At 73.1% G+C, this 25,218-nt stretch carries 20 protein-coding genes; 11 read left to right on the top strand and 9 right to left on the bottom strand.

The window, feature by feature from the left end:
• Positions 1–34: 34 nt before the first annotated feature.
• Positions 35–2,239, bottom strand: a complete 2,205-nt coding sequence (locus H9657_RS05855) for a catalase (protein WP_191781359.1) — start codon at positions 2,237–2,239, stop codon at positions 35–37.
• 371 nt (positions 2,240–2,610) lie between these two features.
• Here H9657_RS05855 and H9657_RS05860 point away from each other — a divergent pair, with 371 nt between their 5' ends.
• A complete protein-coding gene (locus H9657_RS05860; RefSeq protein ID WP_191781361.1) occupies positions 2,611–4,038 on the top strand; it encodes an endo-1,4-beta-xylanase in 1,428 nt (475 codons plus the stop codon).
• A gap of 120 nt (positions 4,039–4,158) precedes the next feature.
• Positions 4,159–4,602 (top strand): hypothetical protein, encoded by a 444-nt coding sequence (locus H9657_RS05865; RefSeq protein WP_191781363.1) that lies wholly within the window; start codon positions 4,159–4,161, stop codon positions 4,600–4,602.
• Between the two features lie 19 nt (positions 4,603–4,621).
• Here the strand turns inward: H9657_RS05865 and H9657_RS05870 are convergent, their stop codons facing one another.
• Entirely contained in the window at positions 4,622–5,623 is a 1,002-nt protein-coding gene (locus H9657_RS05870) for a LacI family DNA-binding transcriptional regulator (protein ID WP_191781365.1), read from the bottom strand.
• Between the two features lie 202 nt (positions 5,624–5,825).
• Between H9657_RS05870 and H9657_RS05875 the strand changes: the two genes are divergently transcribed.
• The 7 genes from H9657_RS05875 (at position 5,826) to H9657_RS05905 (ending at position 11,180) form a co-directional block, all read left to right on the top strand.
• Positions 5,826–7,352 carry an alpha-N-arabinofuranosidase gene (locus H9657_RS05875; protein WP_191781368.1) on the top strand — a complete coding sequence of 509 codons (1,527 nt, stop codon included), beginning with the start codon at positions 5,826–5,828 and terminating at the stop codon, positions 7,350–7,352.
• Entirely contained in the window at positions 7,349–8,131 is a 783-nt protein-coding gene (locus tag H9657_RS05880) for an alpha/beta fold hydrolase (protein ID WP_191781370.1), read from the top strand. The genes H9657_RS05875 and H9657_RS05880 overlap by 4 nt, the downstream gene beginning before the upstream one ends.
• Before the next feature lie 36 nt (positions 8,132–8,167).
• Positions 8,168–8,572, top strand: a complete 405-nt coding sequence (locus tag H9657_RS05885) for an SRPBCC family protein (RefSeq protein WP_191781372.1) — start codon at positions 8,168–8,170, stop codon at positions 8,570–8,572.
• 49 nt (positions 8,573–8,621) lie between these two features.
• Positions 8,622–9,119, top strand: coding sequence for a GNAT family N-acetyltransferase (locus tag H9657_RS05890; protein ID WP_191781374.1), 498 nt, complete (start codon positions 8,622–8,624; stop codon positions 9,117–9,119).
• Between the two features lie 139 nt (positions 9,120–9,258).
• Entirely contained in the window at positions 9,259–9,927 is a 669-nt protein-coding gene (locus tag H9657_RS05895; protein WP_191781376.1) for a YceI family protein, read from the top strand.
• A 42-nt stretch (positions 9,928–9,969) separates the two neighbouring features.
• Entirely contained in the window at positions 9,970–10,485 is a 516-nt protein-coding gene (locus tag H9657_RS05900) for a sigma-70 family RNA polymerase sigma factor (RefSeq protein WP_191781378.1), read from the top strand.
• Positions 10,482–11,180, top strand: a complete 699-nt coding sequence (locus H9657_RS05905; protein WP_191781380.1) for an anti-sigma factor family protein — start codon at positions 10,482–10,484, stop codon at positions 11,178–11,180. The genes H9657_RS05900 and H9657_RS05905 overlap by 4 nt, the downstream gene beginning before the upstream one ends.
• A gap of 18 nt (positions 11,181–11,198) precedes the next feature.
• Here H9657_RS05905 and H9657_RS05910 read toward each other — a convergent pair whose 3' ends face one another.
• The 5 genes from H9657_RS05910 to H9657_RS05930 all read right to left on the bottom strand — a co-directional run bounded on the left by H9657_RS05910 (position 11,199) and on the right by H9657_RS05930 (position 14,938).
• Positions 11,199–12,767 (bottom strand): polyamine aminopropyltransferase, encoded by a 1,569-nt coding sequence (locus tag H9657_RS05910; RefSeq protein WP_318241326.1) that lies wholly within the window; start codon positions 12,765–12,767, stop codon positions 11,199–11,201.
• 10 nt (positions 12,768–12,777) lie between these two features.
• On the bottom strand, positions 12,778–12,981 hold the full coding sequence (locus tag H9657_RS05915; RefSeq protein WP_191781382.1) for a DUF350 domain-containing protein: 204 nt from the start codon (positions 12,979–12,981) through the stop codon (positions 12,778–12,780).
• Between the two features lie 46 nt (positions 12,982–13,027).
• A complete protein-coding gene (locus H9657_RS05920; RefSeq protein WP_191781384.1) occupies positions 13,028–13,732 on the bottom strand; it encodes a hypothetical protein in 705 nt (234 codons plus the stop codon).
• A complete protein-coding gene (locus H9657_RS05925) occupies positions 13,729–14,073 on the bottom strand; it encodes an S-adenosylmethionine decarboxylase family protein (protein WP_191781387.1) in 345 nt (114 codons plus the stop codon). Before H9657_RS05925 ends, H9657_RS05920 begins: the two co-directional genes overlap by 4 nt.
• A 136-nt stretch (positions 14,074–14,209) precedes the next feature.
• Entirely contained in the window at positions 14,210–14,938 is a 729-nt protein-coding gene (locus tag H9657_RS05930; protein ID WP_191781389.1) for a Type 1 glutamine amidotransferase-like domain-containing protein, read from the bottom strand.
• 192 nt (positions 14,939–15,130) lie between these two features.
• Between H9657_RS05930 and H9657_RS05935 the strand changes: the two genes are divergently transcribed.
• Positions 15,131–15,883 carry an HAD-IIB family hydrolase gene (locus H9657_RS05935; protein ID WP_191781390.1) on the top strand — a complete coding sequence of 251 codons (753 nt, stop codon included), beginning with the start codon at positions 15,131–15,133 and terminating at the stop codon, positions 15,881–15,883.
• Positions 15,884–15,948: 65 nt separating this feature from the next.
• Here the strand turns inward: H9657_RS05935 and H9657_RS05940 are convergent, their stop codons facing one another.
• Together H9657_RS05940 and H9657_RS05945 are read right to left on the bottom strand one after the other, a co-directional pair.
• Complete coding sequence (locus H9657_RS05940) at positions 15,949–16,215, bottom strand: hypothetical protein (RefSeq protein ID WP_191781392.1); 267 nt, start codon at positions 16,213–16,215, stop codon at positions 15,949–15,951.
• A gap of 83 nt (positions 16,216–16,298) precedes the next feature.
• Positions 16,299–17,849: a cellulose binding domain-containing protein gene (locus H9657_RS05945; protein ID WP_191781395.1), complete on the bottom strand. Its 1,551-nt coding sequence runs from the start codon at positions 17,847–17,849 to the stop codon at positions 16,299–16,301.
• 271 nt (positions 17,850–18,120) lie between these two features.
• On the opposite strand from H9657_RS05945, the gene H9657_RS05950 reads away from it, so the two are divergent.
• On the top strand, positions 18,121–25,188 hold the full coding sequence (locus tag H9657_RS05950; RefSeq protein WP_191781397.1) for a polymorphic toxin-type HINT domain-containing protein: 7,068 nt from the start codon (positions 18,121–18,123) through the stop codon (positions 25,186–25,188).
• The last annotated feature ends 30 nt before the right edge of the window (positions 25,189–25,218 follow it).

Raw genomic sequence — 25,218 nt, forward strand, 5'->3', positions numbered from 1 at the left:
CGCCGGGGGGGGGGGGGGCGCGCGGCCCGGGACGTCACACGACCGCTGCCGGGAACCTCTCCCACGCGCGGTGCAGCGCGAGCTGCGCGAGCAGGGTCTCGGCGATGGTCGTCGCGTCGTCGGCGACGAGCACGCCCGGCGCCTGCGGGTCCACGCCCGACGCGTCCAGGACGCCGGCGGCTGACGGCACGGCGGCGACCGACTTGGCGTGCCGGTACGCCTGCTGGACCAGCAGGACGACCCGCGGGTCGACGGCCCCGCCCGGGCCGCCGGCCTTGGCGTCGAAGGACGGCTGCGCGTCCGGCGCCGGGGCCGCGGCACCCAGCAGGACGAGCGCGTCGAACTCCGGCGACGCGGCCGTCAGCCAGGTGCGCTGCGCGACGACGTCGGGACGCGCCGGGTCGAGCGGACCACCGTGCGGCGCCACCACCAGCGGCAGCACCCCCGCGGCGTCGAGCGCGTCCCGGACCGCGGTGAGGACGCCGAGGTCGGTCGTCGGGTCCGCGACGAGCCCCACCACGCGACCGTCGACGGGCCACTGCTTGCCGACCTGCGACAGCGTCGGGCTGGGCTGGACGTCGGGGACCTGCACGGTCGGCTCGGGTGCCGGCAGGCCCAGGCCTGCGGCGACGGTCGCGCACAGCCCGGCGTCGATGTTGGCCAGCGCCAGCAGCTGCCGCTCCTTGACCGCCTGCTCGAAGCACTTGCCGAGCTCGAACGTGTACGCCCGCGCGGTGTGCGCCTGCTCGACCGGCGTCAGGCTGCGCCAGAACATGCGCACCTGGCTGTAGTGGTCGTCGTAGGAGGCGGGCTTCGCGCGCTCCTTGACGCCCTCGGCCACCTTGGCCGGCACGTCGATGAACGCGAGGTCGGCGCCCGCGTGGAACGGGCACCCGCCGTCCAGCGAGTTCGGCTTGTACGGCGCGACGCCGATGTGGTCGGCGGTCTGGTGCATGCCGTCGCGCAGCATGTCGTTGACCGGGGCGTGCGGGCGGTTGATGGGCAGCTGCTCGAAGTTGGGCCCGCCGAGCCGGCTGAGCTGGGTGTCGAGGTACGAGAACAGACGGCCCTGCAGCAGCGGGTCGTCGGTGACGTCGATGCCGCGCACGAGGTGCCCGACGTGGAACGCGACCTGCTCGGTCTCGGCGAAGTAGTTGCGCGGGTTGGCGTCGAGCGTCAGCAGCCCGATCGGCTGCACGGGCGCGAGCTCCTCGGGGACCAGCTTGGTCGGGTCGAGCAGGTCGATGCCCTCGAACACCTGCTCCTCGGTGTCGGGGAACACCTGGACGCCGAGCTCCCACTGCGGGTACGCGCCGTGCTCGATGGCCAGCGCCAGGTCGCGGCGGTGGAAGTCCGGGTCGGTGCCCGCGGTGAGCTGCGCCTCCTCCCACGTCTGGGAGTGCACGCCGAGCTTCGGCTTCCAGTGGAACTTCACCAGCGACGTCGACCCGTCGTCCGCGACGAGCCGGAACGTGTGGACCCCGAAGCCCTCCATCGTGCGGTACGAGCGCGGGATGCCGCGGTCGGACATGTTCCACATGGTGTGGTGCTGCGCCTCGGTGTGCAGCGACACGAAGTCCCAGAACGTGTCGTGCGCCGACTGCGCCTGCGGGATCTCGATGTCCGGGTGCGGCTTCACGGCGTGGATGACGTCGGGGAACTTGATCGCGTCCTGGATGAAGAACACCGGGATGTTGTTGCCGACCAGGTCGAACGTGCCCTCGGACGTGTAGAACTTCGTCGCGAACCCGCGGGTGTCGCGCACGGTGTCCGCCGAGCCGCGTGAGCCGACGACCGTCGAGAACCGGACGAACACCGGCGTCGTGACGTCGGGCTGCAGGAACTGGGCGCACGTCAGCCTCGCGGCCGTCCCGTAGGACTCGAAGCGCCCGTGGGCGGCCGCGCCGCGCGCGTGCACGACGCGCTCGGGGATCCGCTCGTGGTCGAAGTGCGTGATCTTCTCGCGCAGGTGGTGGTCCTGCAGCAGCGTGGGGCCGCGGCGGCCGGCCTTGAGCGAGTGGTCGGTGTCGCGCAGCGGGGCACCGCTGGCGGTGGTGAGGAAGGCGCCCTCCTGCGAGCGGGTCGCGGGGTCGCCGCCCCACGGCCGGCCGGTGGGCGAGACCGCGGCGGGACCGTCGCTCGCGTCCTTGGGGGGTAGGGGCTCGCGCGGTTCGGTGGGCTCCGCCAGGGGTGCGGGTGCGGAGCCCGGGGCGCCGGGCTGGACGGGGTTGTCGGTCACGAGGACGCTCCTGCTGCTCGGGTTCGTCGGCCGCCCGGTGGGACGGCTCGTGCCCGGTCCACTATCGGCGGGACCGGCCGTGTCCGCATCCGCGACCGCGTCCGCGTCCGCGACGGACGTTCGTCCCATGTCTCGTCGCAAGTTTCGAGCCTGACGGCGGCCAACGGTTGCCACGTCGGGCAGCTCGTGGACGAGTTCGCAGCAGCCGTCACCCGTCCATCTGCGAGAACGTCATCCGCGCGGGTGTCAAATCGATTCGATCTACGCTCGAAAGTTGCGATGCCCGCTTTGTCCATTGACGTCCGTCCTGGTGAGGGAGGACCTTTCCTCACCGGTGGAAACCGGACCGTCCACACGAAGGAGAGGGATCGATGACGACCCCACACCAGAGGCACCGCCGCGGGCGTCTCGCCGCCGCAGGCGGCCTCACCGCCGCCGCCGTGATCATCGCGCTCGCGGTGCCCGCCCAGGCCGCCGGCAGCACGCTGCAGGCCGCCGCCGCCGAGACCAACCGGTACTTCGGTACCGCGATGGCCGGCCACTACCTCAACAACTCCGGCACGATGACCATCGTCAACCGTGAGTTCAACATGATCACGGCCGAGAACGAGATGAAGATGGACGCGACGGAGCCGTCGCAGAACCAGTTCAACTTCTCGTCCGGCGACCAGATCGTGAACTGGGCACGTTCCAACGGCAAGCAGGTCCGTGGGCACGCCCTCGCATGGCACTCGCAGCAGCCGGGCTGGATGCAGAACATGTCCGGCACCACCCTGCGCAACGCGATGCTCAACCACGTGACCAGGGTGGCGACCTACTACAAGGGCAAGATCCACAGCTGGGACGTCGTCAACGAGGCCTACGCCGACGGCAGCTCCGGCGGACGTCGCGACTCCAACCTGCAGCGCACCGGCAACGACTGGATCGAGGCCGCGTTCCGCGCCGCCCGCGCCGCCGACCCGAACGCCAAGCTCTGCTACAACGACTACAACACCGACAACTGGTCCCACGCCAAGACGCAGGGCGTCTACAACATGGTCAAGGACTTCAAGGCCCGCGGCGTCCCGATCGACTGCGTCGGCTTCCAGGCGCACTTCAACTCGGGCAACCCGGTCCCGTCGAACTACCACACCACGCTCGGCAACTTCGCCGCCCTCGGCGTCGACGTGCAGATCACCGAGCTCGACATCGAGGGCTCCGGCTCGGGCCAGGCCCAGCAGTTCCAGGGCATCGTCCAGGCCTGCCTCTCGGTCGCCCGCTGCACCGGCATCACGGTGTGGGGCGTCAAGGACAGCGACTCGTGGCGCGCCTCGGGCACGCCGCTGCTGTTCGACGGCTCGGGCAACAAGAAGGCCGCGTACACGTCCACGCTCAACGCGCTGAACGCGGGCGGCGTCCGTGCCACCCCGGGCGGCACCACGACGCAGCCGACGCAGCAGCCGACCTCGCAGCCGACCTCGCAGCCGACGGCCAACCCGACGACGCCCCCGCCCACCAGCGGTGGCACCTGCACGGCGACGTACTCCGAGGGCGAGAAGTGGAGCGACCGCTTCAACGGGGTCGTGACGATCCGCGCCAACGGCAACATCAACAGCTGGACGGCGACGGTCACCACCCGCAGCCCCCAGCGCATCACCGCCACCTGGAGCGGCACCCCGACCTGGCCCTCGGCCAACGTCATGGTGATGCGGCCGAGCGGCAGCGGTGCGCTGGCCAACGGCCAGACCGCCGCGTTCGGCTTCACCGTCCAGCACGGTGGCACCTGGACGTGGCCGACGGTGAGCTGCTCGGCCTCCTGACCGGCTGAGCACGGCTCGACCTACGCAGCGGGCACGGTCCCCTCGGACCGTGCCCGCTGTCACGTCCGGACACCCGCTGGGCGGACTCGGGCGCGTGGCAGGAGACGTAGGCTCGTGAACGTGGCCACCTTCTCCTCCGTAGCGCGTCAGCACGTCCTCCAGGCGATCGAGGAGTACGACCGCCGCGGCGGTGACGACTTCCTCGCGGTGTACGGGTTCGTGCCGCAGGCCGAGTGGACCGTGCAGCACGAGGGCCGCGACTACGACCTGCCGGCCGTCGTCGGGGTCGCCCACCGCTTCGCGACGGGACGCCTCGCGACACCCGACGACCTCAACGGCAGCCTGTCGAGCGCCGCGGCGATCCTGCGCAAGCGCGGCTTCGACGTGACCCAGCCCGGCGGCGGCCCCGTGGCGGCGCCCGTGCGTGCGGCCCGCGCGCCGCAGCGTCGCGCGCCCGCGGCCAAGCCGCGCCGGTCGTCGGCCGAGCCCGAGCGCGTCGCCCCCGTGTGCCCCACCTGCCACATGACGCTCGCCGGCACGGGCAACTGCGACTACTGCGCCTGAGGCGCGACGCCCCGACGCGTCAGCGCGTCGTCCCCCGGACGACGAGCCGCACGGGCATGACCAGGTGCTCCGCCGAGAACTCCTCGCCGGACATGCGGCGGTCCAGCAGCCGCAGCGACTCGGCGACGACGAGGTCCATGCGCGGGTCGACGGTCGTGAGGCCCGGCACGAGGTGCTCGCTGACGTCCAGGTCGTCGAACCCGACCACCTGGACGTGCTCCGGGACGCGCAGGCCGCAGTCGTGCAGGCCCGCCATGACGCCGATCGCGACCTGGTCGGTCACGGCGAAGACGCCGTCGATGTCCAGGCCGTCGGCGAGCGCCGTCCGGATCATCTCGCGGCTCTCCGCCATGGCGAAGTGCGCGGGCGGCAGCACGAGCCGGTCGTCGGCGACGAGGCCGGCGGCGGTGTGCGCGGCGCGCCACCCGGCGGTGCGCACGCCGACCATCCCCGTGTGCGTGGGGTCGACCGTGCCGCCGACGATCGCGATGCGGCGCGCGCCCCGCTCGATGAGGTGCGCGGTGGCGAGCTGCGCGCCCTCGAAGTTGCCGAGCTGGACGTGGTCGCGCCCGGTGGGCATGGGCTCCTCGCCGAGCAGCACGAGCGGCATGTCGCCGTTGAGGCGGGCGACCTCGGAGTCCTTGAGGCCGACGACGGACAGCAGCACGCCGTCGTACATCTGCAGCCGCGCCTGCGAGAGCGCACTGAGCTCGCCCTCGCGGCTGGCGCCCGTCTGCTCGACCACGAGGTGCCGGCCGCCGGGCCGCAGCGCGTCGGTGACCGCGGCGGCGAGCTCGGCGAAGTAGGGGTGGTCGACCCGCGGGATGGACAGCGCGATCGTGCCGCTGCGTCCGGCCCGGAGGCTGCGCGCGGTGAGGTTGACCTGGTAGCCCAGCTCGTCGACCGCCGCGAGCACGCGCTGGCGCGTGGCCTCGCTGACGCGCGGCCGGCCGTTGACGACGTTCGAGACCGTCATGACCGAGACGCCCGAGGCCTTCGCGACGTCCTTGAGTGTGGGCATGTCGCTACCCTACGGACGCGGACCCCCCTGCGGCGCGGGTTCGTGCTTGACATTCGAGAATCCGTGCCCGAAGGTCAGGGTGCGCCGCATGTAACGATAAACATGCCCTCGACGACGAGGGTATGGGCCCTTCGTGACCACGGCGCCCCGCCTGCGGGAGCGTCAACGCCGACGCCCGGCACCGATCACCGAAGGGACCCCCGTGTCTTCCCTGACTGCTGTCATCGACCTCGACCTGCCCGGGCCGACGATCAGCCGCCACGTGTACGGCCACTTCGCCGAGCACCTCGGCCGCTGCATCTACGGCGGCTTCTGGGTCGGCGAGGACTCCGAGGTCCCGAACGTCCGCGGCATCCGCACCGACGTGGTGGAGGCCCTGCGGGGCCTCAGGATCCCGAACCTGCGCTGGCCCGGCGGCTGCTTCGCCGACGACTACCACTGGCGCGACGGGATCGGGCCGCGCGACCAGCGACCCCGCATGGTCAACTCGCACTGGGGCGACGTCGTCGAGGACAACTCGTTCGGCACGCACGAGTTCATGGACCTGTGCGAGATGCTCGGCGCCGAGCCGTACGTCAACGGCAACGTCGGCTCCGGCACGGTCCGGGAGATGAGCGAGTGGGTCGAGTACCTCACGCGCGCCGACGACTCGCCCATGGCCGCGCTGCGCCGTGCCAACGGCCGCGACGAGCCGTGGAAGGTCCCGTTCTTCGGCATCGGCAACGAGCCGTGGGGCTGCGGCGGCAACATGACGGCGGAGCACTACGCCGACCTGGCCCGCCAGTACGCGACGTACGTGCGCAACCACGGCGGCAACACCGTCTACAAGATCGCCGCCGGCGCCAACGCGGAGGACTACGCGTGGACCGAGGCCCTCATGAAGGTCTCGCAGAAGCTCGGCTGCGGGTGCGACCCGCGCGGCTTCTTCCAGGGCATCTCGCTGCACTACTACACGATGTCCGGCGACTGGAGCGTCAAGGGCCACGCGACGGCGTTCGACACCGACGACTGGTACGTCACGATGCGCCGCGCCCACAAGATGGAGGAGCTCGTCCGTGGGCACGCCAACGTCATGGACGCCTACGACCCCGAGCACCGCATCGGCCTCGTCGTCGACGAGTGGGGCACGTGGTGGGACGTCGAGGAGGGGACCAACCCCGGCTTCCTGTACCAGCAGAACACCCTGCGCGACGCGCTGGTCGCGAGCACGCACTTCGACACGTTCCACCGGTACGCGCACCGCATCTCGATGGCGAACATCGCGCAGACCGTCAACGTGCTGCAGGCGATGATCCTCACGGACCCCGACTCGGGTGCGCTCGTCCTGACGCCGACCTACCACGTGTTCGAGATGAACACCGGCCACCACGACGCGTCGTCGCTCGCGGTCCACGTCAAGGGCGAGGTCCCGACGCGTGAGGTCGAGGGCAAGGCCGTGCCGATGCTGTCGATGTCCGCGTCGACCAAGGACGGCACGGCGCTGGTGTCGCTGTCGAACCTCGACGCCGACGCCCCGACGTCCGTCGTGCTCGACCTGCGCGGCGCGGCCGTGACCGGGTTCGACGCCCGCGTGCTGACGGCACCGACCATCCAGACGCACAACAGCCCCGACCATCCGGACGCGGTCGCGCCGGTCGCGCACGGCGGCGTCCGCCGGCACGCGCTCGGCCTCGAGGTCGACCTGCCCGCGCGGTCGTACACCACCGTCCGTCTGGAGCTGGGTCTGTGAGCGCCGCCGACGCGACGGGCACGCTGGCCGTCCACCGCTTGGGGAACCCCGACGCCCCGACGGTCGTCCTGCTCCACGGCGTGACCGACTCCGGGACCACGTGGCCCGACCTCCTCGCGCACTGGGGCGACCGGTACGACGTCCTCGCACCCGACCTGCGGGGGCACGGCTCGTCCCCGCGCTTCACGCCCGAGCAGCTGCCGCAGGCGCCCGAGGTCATGCTGGCCGACGTCGTCGCGCTGCTCGACGCCCAGCCGGGGCCCGTCGCCCTCGTGGGGCACTCGCTCGGCGGGCTGATCGCGCTGCGCGCGGCGCTCGCGCGCCCGGAGCGCGTCCGGGCGCTGGTGGTCGAGGACCCGGCCAGGCCGACCGGCGCACGCACGCCCGACCCCGACTTCTCGGCGATGCTGCTCGGTCACACGCACGTGGTCATCGCGGACCGCGACGCCGAGATCGCGCGCATGCGCCGCGAGACGCCCTGGAGCGAGACCGAGATCCAGGCGTGGGCGGCCACCCGCGCGGACGTCGACCAGGAGTACCTGCGGCTCGGGCTCTTCCTGGGTGACGCGGCCTGGGAGGAGGCGTTCGGTGCCCTGCAGGTGCCGACGCTGCTCGTCCTGCCCGAGGACGCGCCGATGGCACCGCGGCCCGACGGGTTCGACAACCCGCTGGTGCGCACGGTCGTGGTCCCGGGGGCGGGGCACTGCGTGCGCCGCGACCAGCCCGACGCCTACCACGCGGCGGTCGACGCGTTCCTCGAGGAGCACGCGGCCGGCTGACGGCGGGGTGTCGGTGCCGTCTGGCAGCATCGCCGGATGAGCACCGACACCCTGCACCTCGGCGTGCGGGTCGCGCGCCCCGCGGCGGACGTCTACGCGTTCGCGTCCGTGCCGGCCAACCTGCCGCGCTGGGCGCCCGGCCTGGGGACGCAGGTCGAGGAGGCCGACGGGCAGTGGTTCGTCGTGACGCCGCAGGGCCGCGCCCGCGTGACGTTCGCGCCGCGCAACGACCTCGGGGTCCTGGACCACGAGGTCGTGACACCGTCGGGGCTGGTCGTGCACGTGCCGATGCGCGTCGTCGCCGACGGCCCGGACGCGTGCGACGTCGTCTTCACGCTGCGCCGCGCGCCCGGCATGACGGACGCCGAGCTCGCGCGCGACGAGGCCCTGGTGCGCGCCGACCTCGCGCGGCTGCGTGACGTCCTGGAGGACGCGCGCTGACGTCGTGACGCGCGGCGCCCGGCCCGCGGCACCGGTACCGTCGGCTGCCGTGGACGTCGAACCCCAGCAGGCCACCGCCGCCGACGCGCCCGCGATCCACGCGCTGCGCCGCTCGCTCGAGGACTGGATGGCCGCGCGCGGCATCGACCAGTGGCCCGCCGGGTCCGTGCCGGCCGGGCGCATCGCGGCGCAGGTGGCCGACGGTCAGTGGTGGGTGGTCCGCGACGACGCGGGGCTGCTCGGCAGCGTCCGCGTCATCGGCACGGACCCCGAGTACTGGGGCGACGACGACGCGCCCGCGCTGTACGTGCACGGGCTGATGGTCGACCGCCGGGCGTCGGGCACCGGGCTCGGGCGGGCGCTCGTCGAGTGGGCGGGGGAGCGGGCGCGCGCGGCGGGTGCGACGTGGCTGCGGCTCGACCACCGCGCGTCGAACCCGCACCTGGACGACGTGTACCGGGCGTGGGGCTTCGAGCCGGTCGGCGTCACCGACCGCCCGGGGTTCGAGGTGGTGCTGATGCAGCGCGCGGTGGGTCAGGAGCCGTAGCGGGCGGGGTTCGGGACATCAGGTGTCCCGTAGGCCGCCCACGAGCCGCGTCGGTCGGTGAACCTTTTCGTCCTGCCTGTCGTCTTGATGGTGAAGGGCTCCGGACGGGGCGTGGCAGGGGGTGGGAGGAGTGGGAGCGATGAGTCGGAACGCCAAGGTGTGGGCAGGGGTCGGTGCGGTCGCCGTGGTGCTCGCGGTGGTGGCGGTGGTCGTCGGACCAGGCCTGTACGCCGACTGGGGCAACAGCCGGGCCGACGCGGCACCGACGCTCGAGGCGAGCGCGGCCGCGGACCCGGTGGAGGCGACCGACGGCACGTGGACCGTCAGCGACGGGTCCTTCGCCGGCTACCGCCTCGAGGAGGTCCTGCGCGGGCAGGACGTGACGGTCACCGGACGCACCGAGCAGGTCACGGGCACCGTCACCGTCGAGGGCGGCAGCCTCACGGCCGGCGAGATCGAGGTCGACATGGCGAGCATCGCGACCGACCAGCCGCCGCGCGACACGTATTTCCGCGACCAGGCCGTCCAGGTGCGCGACTTCCCGACGGCGACGTTCACGCTCACCGAGCCCGCCGACCTGGGAGACGGTGCGAGCGACGTGCAGCTGACCGGTGACCTGACGATCCGCGACGTGACCCAGCAGGTCACCGTCGACGCGCAGGTCGCAGCCTCGGGTGACACCGTGCAGGTGGTGGGCTCGGTGCCGGTGACGTTCGCGGACTTCGGCATCGAGGCGCCCTCGCTCGGGTTCGTCACCGTCGAGGACACCGGAGCCGTCGAGTTCGACCTGCGGCTGACGGCGTCCTGAGGGCGCGAGGTCCGGGCACGGTCCGACGGCGGAGGTGGCGACGTGACGGGTGAGGTCGACGGTGGTGCCGACGCGCTGCTGCACGCCACGCACGCCGCGCACGCCGCGGCGCTGCACCGTTACGTGGCACGCCTCACCGACCCCGCCCGCGCGCCCGACGTCGTGCAGGAGACCCTGCTGCGGGCGTGGCGGCACCCCGAGGTGCTGACGCGACCCGAGCCGTCGGTGCGGGCCTGGCTGTTCACGGTCGCGCGCAACCTCGTCGTCGACGACGCGCGCAGCGCCCACCGCCGCCACGAGACGCCGTCCGACGCCCCGCCCGAGACGGACGCCGGTGACACGACGCAGGCCGTGCTCGACCGCTGGCTGGTCGCCGACGCGCTCGACGCGCTGTCGCCCGACCACCGCGCGGTCGTCGTCGGCGCCTACTACGGCGGGCGCTCGGTCGCCGAGCTCGCCGCCGAGCACGGCATCCCGCCCGGGACCGTGAAGTCGCGGCTGCACTACGCGCTGCGCGCGCTGCGCCTGGCGCTGCAGGAGAGGGGAGTGACGTCATGAGCACCGACCCGTACCGCGACTGGGACGCCGCGTACGTGCTGGGCGCGCTCGCACCGGCCGAGCGGCGCGAGTTCGAGGAGCACCTGGCCGGGTGCGACGCGTGCCGGGCGGCGGTCGGCGAGCTCGCGGGGATGCCGGCGCTGCTGAGCATGGTGCCGCAGGCGGGTGCGCCGGACGCGCCCGTGGCCGACGTCGTCCCGCTGGCGCGCGTCGCCGAGGCGGCGCGGCAGCGGCGCGGCCGGGGCCGGCTCGCGCTCGCGGGCGCCGCGGCCGCGCTCGTCGTCCTCGCCGGTGCGACGGGTGCGGCGGTGACGGCCGCCACGGCGTCACGCCCGACGGCGGCCGCCTCCAGCCCGGCGGCGGTCGCGGCCGGGGCGCGCACGGTCGCCCTCGCGCCGGTCGGCGGGTCGGGGGTCAGCGCCGACCTCACGCTCGCGCCCGCCCGGTGGGGCACGCGACTCGACTGGACGTGCGCGTACGAGGCGGCCGAGCTGCCCGAGGGCGTGTACGAGCTGGTGCTCGTCGGCCCGGACGGGCAGCGGTCGGTGGTCGCGACGTGGACGAGCACGGGCGAGCGGACCGCGGCCGGCCTGGGGGCGTCGTCGGCGCTGCCGGTGGACGGGATCGCGCGCGTCGAGCTGGGCGTGGTGGGGCTGGACAGTCCGCTGGCGGTCGGCGAGGTGACGGACGCGTAGCCCGGCGGCGTCCTGCGGTCAGTACCGCCAGTGCTGCATGTCGCCCTGGTAGGTCGTGTGGATCCGGGGTGACAGGAGGGTCGACGGCTCGGCGTCGCGCGGTGGCAGGTCGCCCGGCAGCCGCGTCGTGGCGCCCAGCGACGTCGCGTCGTGGAACCGCAGGCCGTCGGGCAGGGGCGTGCGCGTGAGCAGCGACGACCCGTCTCCCGGCAGGCTGAGCGCGAAGCCCCACTCACCGAACGACGGGACGTTGACGCTCAGCGGCACGACCGTGCGTCCCGGGCCGCCCGCCTCGAGCGTCGCGACGACCTGCCAGAACGCGTGCGGCGTGAAGAAGGTCGACGTCGCCTGGGTCGCCAGCACGCCCCCGGGCCGCAGGTGGGCGGCGACCGCCGCGTAGAACTCGACCGAGTACAACTTGGCCACGCGCTCGTTCGACGGGTCCACCAGGTCGACGAGCACGGCGTCGAAGGTCGCGTCGGTCCCGCGCATCCAGCCGAACGCGTCGGCGTTGACCACGGTGACGCGCGGGTCGTCCAGCGACCCCTCGTTGAGGTCGCGGACCAGCCGGTTGTCGCGCGCGAGGTCCGTGACCGCGGGGTCGAGGTCCACCACGACGACCTCCTGCACCGACGGGTAGCGCAGCACCTCGCGCGCGAGCAGCCCGTCACCCCCGCCGAGGACCGCCACCGACGCCGGTGCCGCGACCGACGTCAGCGTCGCGTGCGCGAGGGTCTCGTGGTACCTCGCCTCGTCGGCCGACGAGAACTGCAGCTGGTCGTCGAGGTAGAGCCGCACGTCGCCCTGGTAGTCCGTCACGACGAGCTTCTGGTACCGGGACGTGGTCGCGGCGACCACCGGGTCCTCGTAGAGCCGCGTGCTCAGCGCCGCCTCGACACCCGACGACACCGCGAACACCGCGACCAGCGCGACCAGCGCCGACGACGTCGACCACGTCCACCGCGGGTGGTGGCCCATGCGGGCGAGCATGAACAGCGCGACGCCCACGTTGAGGACCGCGACGGCGAGCGCGGTGCGGACCAGGCCGAGGGTCGGCAGCAGCACGAACGGGAACAGCAGGGACGCCAGCAGCGCCCCGAGGTAGTCCAGCGCCAGCACCTTCGACAGCAGCCCGACCGACGAGTCGCGGCCGTGCTCCTTGAGCAGGGCCACCAGCAGCGGGATCTCGACGCCGATCCCGACGCCGATCGCCAGCGCGAGCAGGACGAACACCGGCCAGTACAGCGACGTCGACCCGTAGGCCCAGAAGAGCACGAGCACCGACGACCCGCCGACCAGGCCGAGCACCAGCTCGTTGCGGACGAACGCGATGCCCGACGGCCCCGGCAGCTGCGGCGCCAGGAGCGAGCCGAGCCCCATGCCGAACAGCGTGACGCCGGTGGCCACCGAGAACGCGACGACCGAGTCGCCGACCAGGTAGGACGCCGCCGTGCCGAGGATGAGCTCGTAGACGATGCCGCCGACCGCGACGAGCAGCGCGGCGGCGAAGACCGTGGGCCGGTCCATCGTCCGCCCGCTCACCGGCGGCGGCGGGTCCGTCACCGGTGCCCGCTCCTCGAGGTCCACGCGCGTCCCGTCAGGAGCCGATGACGCCCGCGATGATGATGCCGATCGCCACCGCGACGCCCGCGATGAGGATGCCGAACGCGACGTTGTGCTCCTCGACCAGCTCGCGGTGCAGGTTCAGCCGGAAGACCTTGTTCACCACCACGATGGTCACGAGCAGCAGGACGATGCCGAGGACCGAGTAGAGGACGGTCGAGAGCAGATCGGTGATCACGCGTGGTTCTCCTTCGTCGTGGTGCGCCAGGGGTGTGCGGACGTGCTCACTTGCCCACGCCGCCGCTGCCGAACACGGACCGCCGCACGCAGTCCTGCTCGGTCGTGGTGCTGCCGTCGGCGGCGACCACGGTGCGCGGCGTGCAGGTCTCGGTCGTGGGGCCGCACGCCCCCGCGAGCCCGAGGACGGCCGTCACGAGCACGGCGGCCACCAGCGCCCCCGCGCCGCGGCGGGGTGCGACGCGGCGGCCGAAGTGGGCCTTCTGACCGGCGGCGTCCAGCACGGTGCCCAGGTAGACGTCGAGCACCCGGTCGTCGAACCGCTCGACCGAGAGCACCACGCCGTCGCCCTTCAGCTCGGCGTACGCGACCTCCTGGCCCAGCTGCAGGTCGTAGGTGAAGCCGCCCGCGAGGTGCCGGATCGTCCCAGCGCCGACCTCGCCGACGACGAGCCGGTGCTGCTGCCCGCCGAACGTCACGGCGACCTGTTGGCCCTCGCGCAGGTGCCGCGGGTCCAGGTCCTCGTGGACCTCCACGGGGCGGTACAGCGTCACCTGGTGGGTGTAGTGGTCGTACTCGACCCAGAAGTCCGTGTTCTCGTACCCGAGGAGCTCCCACTCCTCCCAGTAGTACGTCGTGCGGTCCTCGGGGTCCCACTCGCCGTACACGACGACGCCGTGCGGCAGGGAACGCCACGGCGGCCGGCCGACGAGGTGCTTGCCGAGCCGCATCCGCGCCCGGGGCCGGGTCATGCGTCGTCCATCATGCGGCCCACGACGTCGCCGCCCAGCGCGTCGGCGAGCGCGGCGCGCGTGCGCTCGACGAACCCGTCGGGCGGGCGGCGGCACGTCGTCAGGGTCACGTAGGCGGTCGCGTGCTCGGGCCACGTGTGGACCGCGACGTGGGACTCCGCGAGCAGGATCGCCAGGCTCAGGCCCTGCGGCGTGAAGCGGTGGAGGGCCTCGGCGCCCACGGGGTGGAGCCCCGCGTCGGCGACGAGGTCGAGCAGCGCGGTGCGGACGACGTCGGCGTCGTCGAGGGTCGCGGGACGTGCCGCGGCGACGTCGAACACGTACACGTGGTTGCGGTGCACGCGGCGTCGCGCCTCCCCCTCGTCGTGCGCCGTGGCGCCGTGCGGACAGGGGCGTCAAGGTACCCGAGGCCGCGGGAGCGTGGGGGCTCCCGGCGTGTCGCCGGCCAGGCTGCACACCCTGGGGTGCGGTGGTGCGTCAGGTCGCGAGGGTGCGCGTGGGCACCGGGGTCTCCTCGACGCCGTCGGCGGCCCGCCGGACGCGGAAGGCCTGCGCTCCCGGGGCCTCCGTGACGGCCTCGACCAGGACGCCGTCGCGCCACAGCAGCGCGACGCCGTCGTCGGCCGCGTAGCCGCCGGGCAGCTCGCCGGACGCCACCCACCGCAGGTACGAGTCCCGCCGCCCCGGCTCCGAACGGTAGTGCGGGCACGCCGAGCCCGGCAGCAGGCCGAGCCCGTCGCGCAGCGGTGCGTAGGGGCCGAACGAGTCGGTGCTCGACGCCTCGTACCAGCAGTTCATGCCCGCCGAGATGCCCGCCAGCACCGTGCCGCCGCGCGCGGCCTGCGCCAGCAGCTCCGGCAGGCCGTGCAGGCGCCAGACCGCCAGCAGGTTCGCGGTGGACCCGCCGCCGACGTAGACGACGTCCTGCTCGAGCACGCGCTCGAGGCCGTCCAGCGGGATCGCCTCCTGCGGGCCGTTGCCGAACAGGGCGAGCACCGACGTGCGCGCGCGGCCCTCGAACGCGTCGAGGAACCGCTCGACGTACGACGCGGCGTCCCCGCTCGCGGTCCCGACGAAGCACACGCGCGGGGTGTCCGCGCCGGTCAGCTCGAGGACGAGCTCGTCGAGCGCGCCGGCGCCGGCGACCTCCGGCATCGAGAACCCGCCGCCGCCCATCGTCACGATCGTCCCCCTGCGCGCCACCATGTCTCCGGACCGTAGGGCAGGCGGCGGGGTCGCGTCGCGCGCATTCGCCCCGGCGGTGGTGCGGGACCGGGTACCGTGGGCCGGTCGCGGGGCCCCTGTCCCGCCGCCACCGGCTCAGCCGCGCGTGATCCCGCGGCGGCCGCCCCGCGCGGGTCCACGTCCGGTGGGCGCCGCCCGCACCTCGGAGGATCGATGACGTACGAGCTCGCGCTGTTCGACCTGGACGACACCCTCGCCCCGTCGAAGAGCAAGGTCCACCCCGAGATCGTCGACATGATCGTCGCGCTCACGCGCGTCGCGCAGGTCGGCATCATCTCCGGCGGCCGGTTCGAGCAGTTCGACGCCCAGCTCCTCTCGTCGATCGACGACACCGCGGCCCTGTCGCGGCTGCACGTCCTGCCCACGTGCGGGACCCGCTACCTGGTGCACGACGGCGCCGCGTGGTCCGAGGTCTACAGCGAGCCGCTGACCGACGACGAGTCGGCGCGTGCCGCCGCCGCCGTCGAGAAGTCGGCGCGCGAGCTCGGGCTGTGGGAGGAGAGCACCTGGGGCGACCGCATCGAGCTGCGCGGCAGCCAGGTGACGTTCTCCGCGCTCGGCCAGGAGGCCCCCGTCGACGCGAAGGCCGCCTGGGACCCCGACGGCGCCAAGAAGGAGCGGCTGCGCGCGGCCGTCGCCGAGCAGCTCCCGGACCTCGAGGTCCGCTCCGGCGGCTCGACGTCGGTCGACATCACGCGCAAGGGCATCGACAAGGCGTACGGCGTCAACCGCCTGCTCGCGCGCCTGGGCCTGACGCCCGAGCAGGCCGTGTTCTTCGGCGACCGCCTCGACGAGGGCGGCAACGACTACCCGGTCATCTCGACGGGCGTGCCCTGCGTCGCGGTCGCCGGCTGGGAGGACACGCCCGCCAAGGTCCGCGCGGCCCTCCCGGAGGCATTCGCCTGATCCGTCGCACAGCGTGAGGGGTTGCCGTCGTCCTGCGGCGGCAACCCCTCACGCTCTGCCTGCTGTCAGGCGGGGCCGGTGGTCGTCGGCTCGACCCAGCGCGGGGTTCCGCGGCGGCGCACGGCGTAGCGGTCCGCGACGTGCTCGAGCAGCGCGGCGGGCAGCCGGGAGCCGGCGGCCGTGACGAGGTGCGCGACGTCCACGGGGACGTCGCGGTACTCGTACTCGGCCCAGGCCCCTGCCGAGATGGACGTGAGACGGACCGTCAGGATGCCGGACGCGGCGTCGTGGCGGGCGGTGCGGGGTCGAAGGGCGGGGGGCGTGCGGAGCATTCCTTCACCATGAGCCGTCCGACGCCCTCGTCAGTGGTCAGGAGGTCCCACCCGCGGGCCGGATCGTGTGAGCCGGGGACCCGTCACCCGGCCGAGCAGGGGACGCTGGTGCTCGCGGGGGGCGGGGTGCCGGTCGCGAGGAACCCGTAGACGGTTGTCCCACCGGCCGGCAGGGACCCGTTCCACGACGCGTTCCCGAGCGTGACGGTCGAGCCCGACGTCGTCGCGACCACCGACCACGCCTGCGTGAGCGAGCCGCCGGGCGGGAGGGTGACGACCGTGCTCCAGCGGGAGATCGCCGCCGTCCCGGCCGTGACCTCGACCGCCGCCTGGTAGCCGCCGGGCCACGTGCCCCCGATGGTCAGGACCGCACGGCAGCCGCTCGGTGCCGGCGGCGTCGTGGACGTCGGTGACGGGGTCGGCGTGGGCGAGGGTGTGGGTGTGGGGCTGACGCTCGGGGTGGGCGACGCGGTGGGCGTGGGCGATGCGGTCGGGGTGGCTGACGCGGTGGGCGTCGGCGATGCGGTGGGCGTGGGCCCCTGGCCGAGGTCGAGCGTCCCGAGGAAGTCCGTGAGCTGCGCGGCGATCACGCGGTGGTCCGCGGCCGACGGGTGCCAGTCGCAGCCGCCGTAGTCGAGGCCCTCGTTGCCGTAGTACCAGTAGCGCACCCGGTCGTCGCCCGCGGCGTTGCGCTCGGCGACGACGCGCTGCGCCAGGTCCGGCAGGTCGGTGCCCGTGTGCACGTACGTGCCCGTGACCACGAGGTACGCGTCGTCGCCGTAGCGGTCGCGGAGCGTGTCGAGGAACCCGTGGTACGCCTCGACCCACGCCTCGCGCAGGGACGCCGTGGTCCACGGCTCGCCGCTGCCCACGGCCGTCGAGAAGTCGTTGATGCCCAGGCCGATGACGACGGCGTCGGGGTCCCACCCGGGCGCCGGGTCGCCGGTGGTCGACGCGTCCATGGGCAGCGCCCGGTCGTAGTGCGTCCGGAAGCTCGTGCCCGCGTCGCTGCCGCCGTAGTTGCGCACCATGCCGCGGCCCGAGAACGCGTTGACCTGGTAGTCCGCGCCCAGCGCGCGGGCCGCCAGCGCACCGAAGCTCAGGTCGGTGTTGGTGGTGCGGGTCAGCTGCGTCGACGTGCACTCGCGGGAGGTCGACGTGTTGCCGTACCCGACCGTGTAGGAGTCGCCGATCAGCTCGAGCTGCAGGTCGCGCGGCTCCGGCGCCGACAGGATCGTGCTGCCGGCCGCGGGCACGAAGCCGCCGAACGAGCCGACGGCCCAGGGCGCCTCGGACCTCTTGACGACCCGGACGGTGTGCTCGCCCGCGGCCAGCCCGTCGACCACGTGCGTCACCCGGCCCGGTGCGACGAGCGTGCGCACCGTGCGGCCGTCGATCGCCACGTCGTAGTCGTTCGTCGCGTCGTCGAGGACGATCCCGACGGCCGTCCCGCGGAACCGGCCCTCGAAGTAGACGCCGGGCCAGGCGTGCTGCCACGTGCCACCCGACTCGACCACGCGGCCCGCGGTGTGGACCGTGCCGTCGAGGTCGGCCGCGGACGCCGAGGCGGCCGGCAGCAGGGCGACGCACGCGGCGAGCGCGGTGAGGGCGACGGTGGCACGCAGGGGGCGCACGTGGGGTCCGTTTCGACGTGTGGAGGTCGGCGCCGGCGGCGACGGAACTCCTTGCTACCTCACCCGCTCGGCGGTCGCACGGGCCGAAGCGATTCGCCCCGGTCATCGTTCCGTTCACTCTCCCGGGGGAACCTCATGGTTTTCGCACAGGTTTCTGTCAGAACCGTCATCACGCCCATATCCCACCCGCTACGTTTTGGCCACCGGGCGCTGCGGCCCGCGCGCGACCAGGGGGCACAACGTGGGTGGCAGACGTCTTCAGCATGCGTCGATGCAGGTCATCGGCCGACGGACCATCGTGGGCGTGGTGGCGACCGCGCTGCTCGTCACCCTCGGACTGGTGGCTCCGACACCGGAGGCACGGGCCGACGACGGCCGTCCGAGCGTCGAGGAGCTGCGTGACCGCGCCGAACGGCTCGCACCCGAACGTGACGACGCCACGAAGGCGCTGAAGACCCGCAACGTGCCCGCCGCGCTCAAGCCGGTGCTCGGCTCGATGCTCCTGTCGCGGGCGACGTCGCCCGCGTTCCCGCAGGCGTGGTCGGGCGTCGAGGCCGTCGCTCCCGAGGGTGCCGACACCGCCGAGCGGTCGGGCGACAGCGCCGGTTCGCCCGTCGTGCGCCTCGGCCGCGCGGACGGCCAGGACGCCGCCGCGGCTCCCGCGCAGGTCCCGGTCGAGGTGCTGAGCCGCAGCGCCGCCGAGGACGCCGGCGTCGACGGGTTGCTGCTGCGCCTGGGCGCCGCCCCGACGGCCGACGCGGCCGAGGTGACCGGTGCCTCCCTGCCGAGCGGCGAGGCCGCCACCACCCGGGGCGGGGTCGTGCGCGCGTCCTTCGCGTCGGTCACCGAGCCCCCGCCGGGTGGGAGCGCGTCCCCGTCGACGTCCGCCACGCCGTCCGCGCAGCCGACCACGACCTCGGCACCGACGATCCCGGCCGCCACGCCCGACGCGACCGCCGCGGCGACGCCCGCGCCGACGGTCACGCCGGACGCGACGCCTGCGCCGCCGACCGAGACCCCCGCGGCCCCGGCAGCCGAGGCCCCGCTCGAGGTCGAGGTCGACTACGCGGCGTTCGCGCAGGCCTACGGCGGCGCCTGGGCGTCGCGCCTGCGGCTCGTCACCCTGCCCGACTGCGCCCTGACCACCCCCGACCGTGCCGAGTGCCGTGAGCAGACGCCGCTGGAGTCTCGCAACGACACCACCGCGCGCACGGTCACCGCGGTCGTGCCGACCGCCGCCGGCGTCATGGCGCTGTCCGCGGGCGCGGGCGGCAGCGCGGGCTCGTTCGGCGCGACGCCCCTGGCGCCGTCGTCGTCCTGGCAGGTCTCGGGCCAGACGGGCACGTTCAGCTGGTCGTACCCGCTGCGCGTCCCGCCGGCCGTCGGCGGCCCGGAGCCGGACCTGTCGCTCTCGTACTCCTCCAGCGCGGTGGACGGCAAGGTCGCCTCCACCAACAACCAGTCGTCGTGGATCGGCGAGGGCTGGGACATGGCGACCGGGTTCGTCGAGCGCAAGTACGTCGCCTGCTCGCAGGACCGCGAGGGCGCCGCCAACAACGCGAACCGCGTGACGGGCGACCTGTGCTGGCAGTCGGACAACGCGACCCTCGCGCTCTCGGGTCACTCGAGCGAGCTCGTCAAGGACGCCGCGACGGGCGTGTGGCGGCTCAAGGAGGACGACGGCACGCGCGTCGAGCGCCTCACGGGCGGCTTCAACGACGACAACGACAAGGAGTACTGGAAGGTCACGACGACCGACGGCACGCAGTACTTCTTCGGGCGCGGGCAGCGCTCGGCGACCGACACCACCCCGACGAACTCGGCGTGGTCGGTCCCGGTCTACGGCAACCACCCCGGCGACCCCTGCTACGCGGCGACGTTCGCGGCGTCCGCGTGCCAGCAGACGTGGCGCTGGAACCTCGAGTACATCGTCGACACGTCGGGCAACTCCCTGACGACGACGTACGCGAAGGAGACCAACAACTACGCACGCAACCTCGGCGAGGGCGTCTCGTCGTACGTCCGCGGCGGGTACCCGACGTCGATCGAGTACGGCCAGCGGGCCGGCACCGAGGCGTCCACGCCGGCTCCCCAGCGCGTCGACTTCACGGTCGCCGAGCGGTGCCTGCCGACCTCGGGCGTCACGTGCGCCGAGTCCGTGCTCAGCGCGTCGACGGCCTCCTCGTGGCCGGACGTCCCGGCCGACCTCATCTGCACCTCCACGACGTCGTGCCCGTCGGTCACGTCGCCGTCCTTCTTCACGCGCAAGCGGCTGACGGGCGTCACCACCAAGGTGCGCACGGGCTCGACGTACCAGTCGGTCGACGTGTGGACGCTCGCGCACGCGTTCCCCGACCCCGGCGACTCGACGGACAAGGCGCTGTGGCTCGACCGGATCGGCCACCAGGGCGTCGTCGGCACCGCGATCACGCTGCCGGACGTGCGCTTCTACGGCACGCAGATGGCCAACCGCGTCGACACCCTCGGTGACGCCGGACCGCCGATGAACCGGTACCGCATCAACGCGATCGACAGCGAGACGGGTTCGCGCGTCTCGGTGAACTACACGCCGCGCGACTGCACGACCTCGAGCCTGCCGGCGTCGCCGGAGTCCAACACGCGCCGGTGCTTCCCCGTGCGCTGGCAGCCCGTCGGTACCGGTGGGCCGATCGTCGAGTACTTCCACAAGTACCTCGTCGCCTCGATCGTCGAGAACCCGAACGACGACGGCAGCCTGTCGATCCAGACGGCGTACACGTACCACGGTGACGCCGCCTGGCGGTTCGACGACAACCCGCTGGTCCCGGTCGCGGAGCGGACGTGGAACGAGTTCCGCGGGTACGCCACGGTCGACGTGGTGACCGGTGCGCCGACGGGCCAGCGCTCGATGGCCCGCACGCGCTACTTCCGCGGCATGCACGGCGACAAGCTCGCGTCGGGCGGCACGCGCAGCGTGCTGATCGACGGCATCCCCGACGACGACCGGCTCAACGGGTTCGTCCGCGAGGAGGTCACGTACGACGGCGTCGGCGGCGCGGAGATCACCGGCACGCTGAACACCCCGTGGGTGTCGGCGCCGACGGCGACCGGCGCCGACGGCCTGAAGGCGACGTTCATCGGCATCGGTGCGGTCGAGGAGCGCACGGCGGCCCCCGCGCTCCCCGGCGGCAGGCGCACGACCCGCATCGCGACCACCTACGACGGCACCTACGGGCTGCCGACGCAGGTCGACGACCAGGGCGACGTCGCCCGTGCCGACGACGACCGCTGCACGCGCATCGAGTACGTCCGCAACACGGCCGCGTACATCGTGGCGACGTCGCTGCGCACCGAGGTCGTGTCCGTGGGCTGCGGCGCGACGCCCGCGCGTCCCGCCGACGTCATCAGCGACTCGCGCGCGGCGTACGACGGCCAGGCCGTCGGGGTCGCCCCCACGCGCGGTCTGCTGACGTCGTCGCAGAGCCTGTCGGGCTGGAACGGCTCGACGCCGACCTACCAGACGACCTCCACGGTCACGCACGACGTGCACGGCCGGGCGATCACCTCGACCGACGCGCTGGGCCGCACGTCGACCACGTCGTACACGCCGGCCACGGGCGGGCCCGTCACGGGCACGTCGCAGACGACGCCCGACCCGGACGGATCGGGCCCGAAGGCGGCCATGACGACGTCGACCGTCGTCCACCCCGCCTGGGGCACGCCCACCCAGCAGACCGACCCGAACGGCAAGGTCACCACGGCGACCGTCGACGCGCTCGGCCGCACCACGGCCGTCTGGCTGCCGGGGCGTCCGCAGGCGTCGACGACCGCGAGCATGACGTTCGCGTACACGGTGTCCGCGACCGGTCCCAACACGGTGACCACCAAGTCCCTGACGGCCCGCGGCGGCTACCAGGCGACCGTCGAGCTGTACGACGGCATGCTGCGCCCGCGCCAGACGCAGTCGGTGTCGGCCGCGCGCGGCACGCCCGGGCGCATCGTCACCGACACGGCGTACGACAGCCGCGGGCTCGTGGCGTACGAGAACGGCCCCTGGTTCACCAGCGGCACGCCGAGCTCGACCCTGGTGCGCTCGACGGTCGCCGTCCCGTCACGCACCCGGTACCTGTACGACGGCGCCGGGCGCACGACGGCCGAGATCTTCGACGTCGGCGAGCAGGAGCGCTGGCGCACGACGACGACGTACGAGGGCGACCGCGTCAGCGTCGACCCGCCGGCGGGCACGGTGCCGGAGACGTCGATCACCGACGCGCGCGGACAGCTCGTCGAGCTGCGCCAGTACACCGGGTCGGGACCGGCCGGTGCATACACCGCCGCGACGTTCGAGTACGACCGGGCCGGGCGACGCACGGCGGTCCAGGACGCCGCGGGCAACCGCTGGACGTACACGTACGACGTGCGCGGCCGGCAGATCGCGACGACGGACCCCGACAAGGGTGCGTCGAGCACGACGTACGACGTGGCGGACCAGGTCGTCTCGACCACCGACGCGCGCGGCGTGACGTCCGTGGTGGTCCGTGACCTGCTGGGACGTCCGGTCGAGCAGCGGCTCGGGTCCGCGACCGGCACGGTGCAGGCATCGTGGGTGTACGACACGCTCGCGAAGGGCCAGCTGACGTCGTCGACGCGGCACGTGTCCGGTGCGGCGTACACCACGGCCGTCACCGGCTACGACGACTCCTACCAGCCGCTCGGCCAGCAGGTCGCGATCCCGTCCGTTGAGGGCGCCGTCGCCGGCACCTACACGACGTCGTACGAGTACGCGGTCGACGGGCAGGTCAAGGGCGTCACGCTGCCCGCCGCGGGCGGGCTGGCGGCCGAGAGGGTCGAGACGTTCTTCGACGCGCTGTCGGTGCCCGAGTGGATGGGCGGCAGCGGCGACCACGGCACGTACGTGTCCGGCACGCTCTACGACGTCTACGGCGAGCTGCTGCGGTACTCCGTCGGCAACACGTTCGTCGACTTCGTCAACTACTCCTACGAGACGGGCACGCGACGACTCGCCAAGACGTGGACGCAGCGTGAGGGCGTCGACGGCTACGACCAGGACATCACCTACTCGTACGACGACGCGGGCAACCCGACGTCGGTCGTCGACCGGCCCACCGGCAAGCCCGTCGACGCGCAGTGCTACGGCTACGACGGCCTGCAGCGGCTGAACCGGGCGTGGACGCCCGCGAACGCGAGCTGCACCGCCGCGCCGAGCATCGCCGGGCTGGGCGGCCCCGCGCCGTACTGGCACGAGTACGGGTTCGACACCGTCGGCAACCGCACCAGCGAGGTGCAGAACACCGCCGTCGGCACGACGACCTACGCGTACACGTACCCGGCCCCCGGCCAGCCGCGCCCGCACGGCGTCACCAAGGTGACGGCGACGGGCCCGACGGGCACGACGACCAGCAGCTACGGCTACGACGCCGCGGGCAACACCACCACCCGCAACCGTGCCGGCAAGGCGTCGCAGACGCTGACCTGGGACGCCGACGGCCGGCTGTCGACGGTCACCGAGTCGGGCGTGAACTCTGCCGGGTCGTACGTCTACACACCCGAGGGCGACCGGCTGATCCGGCGCCAGGGCGGCGTCACCACCGTGTACCTGCCCGGCGGGCAGGAGCTCAACCTCACGGTCGCGACCGGCGTGGTGAAGGCGGTCCGCTACTACGCCTTCGGCGGCAACACGGTCGCCGTGCGCACCGGGCCGGACTACAAGGACGTCACGAGCCTCGTCAACGACCCGCACCAGACCGCGGGCCTGTCGATCGCGAACGAGACGCACGTCGTCACCGCCCGGCGCATGGACCCGTACGGCAACCCGCGCGGCGGAGCGGCGCCCACGTGGCCCGGTGACCACGGCTTCCTCAACAAGCCCACCGACACCACGGCGCTCACGCAGGTCGGGGCGCGGTACTACGACGCCGCGATCGGCCGGTTCATCTCGGTCGACCCCGTGATGGACCTGGGCAAGCCGCAGCAGTGGGCCGCGTACACGTACGCGGACAACAACCCGATGACCTTCTGGGACCCCACCGGCATGCTGTCGTGGGGCTCGGCGTGGAAGGCGATCAAGAAGGGCGCCGGCAAGGTCGGCGGGTTCGTCAAGAAGTACCAGGGCGAGATCGTCGGGTTCGCGGTCGGGTCGATCGTGACTGCCGGATGCCTCGTGGCGACCGGTGGTGCCGGCAGCATCGGCTGCATGGCGCTGGGCGGCGCCGCCGGCTCCGCGGCGACCAACCTGTGGAAGTCGAAGGTCCAGAAGACCCAGAAGTTCTCGTGGGGATCGCTGGCGCGGGACACGGCGATCGGTGGTCTCACCGCTGCCGCGGGTGGGGTGGCCGGGCGCCTGGTGATGAAGATCCCGGGCGTGCAGCGGGCGGCGACGGCTGCGGGCAATGCTCTGCGGGGAGCCACCAGGCGACCTACCACCGCGGTGTCCAACCGTGCGTCGAACGTGACGCAGTCCGGGGCGAAGCCGAACGCGGCGCCGCCCGCGGCGAAGCCAAATACGAACGCCGGGTCGAAAGCCGAGCCGCAAGCAGGCAAGGCCGATGCACCGAGCTGCTCGATCAACAGCTTCACGGCCGGGACGCTCGTCCTGATGGCCGACGGCAGCAAGAAGGCGATCAAGGACGTCAAGGTCGGCGACCTCGTGGTGGCCACCGACCCGGCGACCGGCCTGACGGCTCACCGGCCGGTGCTCAACCTGATCCGGCACTCGGGCGAGCACACGATGGTGAAGCTCACGCTGGCCGACGGTACGACGCTCCACGCGACTGCCCGGCACCCGTTCTGGGACGCTGCGAAGCGCAAGTTCGTCGATGCGATCGACCTGAAGCTGGGTCGCAAGGTCCTCGCTGCCGGCGTCGCGATGTCGATCGTCTCGTCGAGCGCCTACGCCGCGGACCTGACGGCGTACAACTTCGAGGTCGACGACCTTCACACGTACTACGTCGGCGATACGCCGGTGCTGGTGCACAACTGCGGTGCTACCCCGGAAAGCGCTGCAGATGCCGCCTTGGCGTCTGGACGCACGACGGGCGCGGCTGCTGAGCTTCGCGTCGGGGACAACGTGTTCATCGACATCTCGGCTGGAACCCGGAGAGCGCTGAATGATTCCGTCCAGGAGGCCCTCGACGCGGTGCCCTTGAAGCAGCGGGCCCCCTGGCATGGTGCCTGCGCTGAGATGGGATGCCTGAGTCAGGCGCTGGACGCAGGCGTTAACCCCGCTGGCGGCGCGAGTCGTGCGGTGGCGATCGGAACGTCACGCCCGGGCCACGGATTGCCGAAGCCAGCCTGCTCGAGTTGCAGAGCCGTACTGGATCGTTTCGGGGTGACATATTGAACGCGGAGAACTATTTGAACAGCGCTGCGC

The sequence above is a fragment of the Cellulomonas avistercoris genome (assembly GCF_014836445.1).
Lineage (GTDB): Bacteria > Actinomycetota > Actinomycetes > Actinomycetales > Cellulomonadaceae > Cellulomonas > Cellulomonas avistercoris.